The following is a 1,426-nucleotide window of genomic DNA, read 5'->3' as shown; positions in this document are numbered from 1 at the left end:
GATCGTGTCCCGGGGAGTGGTGTAGCTGACGGCATTGGTCGCCGTGCTCTCCGGCATGGGCCGGGCTGATCAGCGCGCCACGGCTGGCAGGCTGATGAGGGGATCATCGCTCATCTGGCTGATCGTTTCCAGAGTCATATATCTGGCCCGCTGCACTGCCCATTCATCGTTCTGTTCGAGCAGGATTGCGCCGACGAGGCGCACGATCGCATCGTCGTTCGGGAAGATTCCGACGACCTCGGTGCGCCGCTTAATCTCGCCGTTGAGACGCTCGATGGGGTTGGTCGAGTGGAGCTTGGCGCGATGTTCCTTCGGAAAGGTCATGTAGGCCAGCACGTCGGGCTCGGCGTCGTCCATGATTGTCGCCAGCTTCGGCACCTTCGGCCTGATCTGGTCGGCGACGGCGCGCCATTGTACGGACGCGGCCTCGGGCGTCTCCTGGGCGAAAGCGGTGTCGACGAAGGCGGAGACGACCCTGCGGCCGCTCTTGCCGGCATGGGCCAGCACATTCCTCATGAAGTGAACGCGGCACCTCTGCCATGTCGCGCACAGCACCTTGGTGACGGCCGCCTTGATGCCTTCGTGGGCATCGGAGACGACGAGCTTGACGCCGCGCAGGCCGCGACGTGTCAGCTTGCGCAGGAACTCGTCCAGATCGGCTCGGCCTCCGAGGTTCCGATCTCCATGCCCAGCACCTCGCGCCGGCCGTCCGCGTTGACGCCGACAGCGATGATGACGGCGACCGAGATGATGCGACCGCCGCGGCGCACCTTCAGGTAGGTGGCGTCGATCCACAGATAGGGCCAGTCGCCCTCGACGGGTCTTTCAAGGAACGCTTTGACCTTGCCGTCGATCTCCTCGCACAGCCGAGAGACCTGGCTCTTCGAAATGCCGCTCATGCCCATGGCCTTGACCAGGTCGTCAACCGACCGGGTCGAGATGCCTTGCACATAAGCTTCCTGGATGACGGCGGTCAGCGCCTTCTCGGCCATGCGGCGCGGTTCGAGGAACCCGGGGAAGTAAGAGCCCTTCCTGAGCTTGGGGATGCGCAGCTCGACCGTGCCGGCGCGCGTCTCCCAGTCCCGGTCGCGGTAGCCATTGCGCTGGGCGAGCCGCAACGGGTTCTTCTCGCCATAGGCGGCGCCGGTGGCCGCGCCCACCTCCATTTCCATCAGCCGCTCGGCGGCAAAGCCGATCATCTCGCGCAGGAGATCGGCATCCGAGGTCTTCTCCACGAGCGTGCGCAGGTTCATCATGTCGTCGGTCATCGGTGGTCCTTCCGAATTGGGTTGGCCTCAACAACCAAACCCTACCGGAAAGCGCCGATGACCACCGACACGCCGCTCACTCGCTACAGCGCTACTAGCGGCGCGCTCGCGAGCGGCTTCGTAACCGCCGAGCTACACCACCTGTGGGACACGACCTA

Annotated in this window: 1 pseudogene; it reads right to left on the bottom strand. The window is 64.7% G+C overall.

Features of this window, described 5'->3' with window-relative positions:
• Positions 1–69: 69 nt before the first annotated feature.
• Positions 70–1,268, bottom strand: a pseudogene (locus AC0L2D_RS31750) (IS256 family transposase).
• Positions 1,269–1,426 lie beyond the last annotated feature (158 nt).

Source organism: Mesorhizobium sp. WSM4833, from assembly GCF_055811095.1.
Note: the sequence above shows the minus strand (reverse complement) of the source record. Positions and strands in the feature narration are given on the sequence as shown.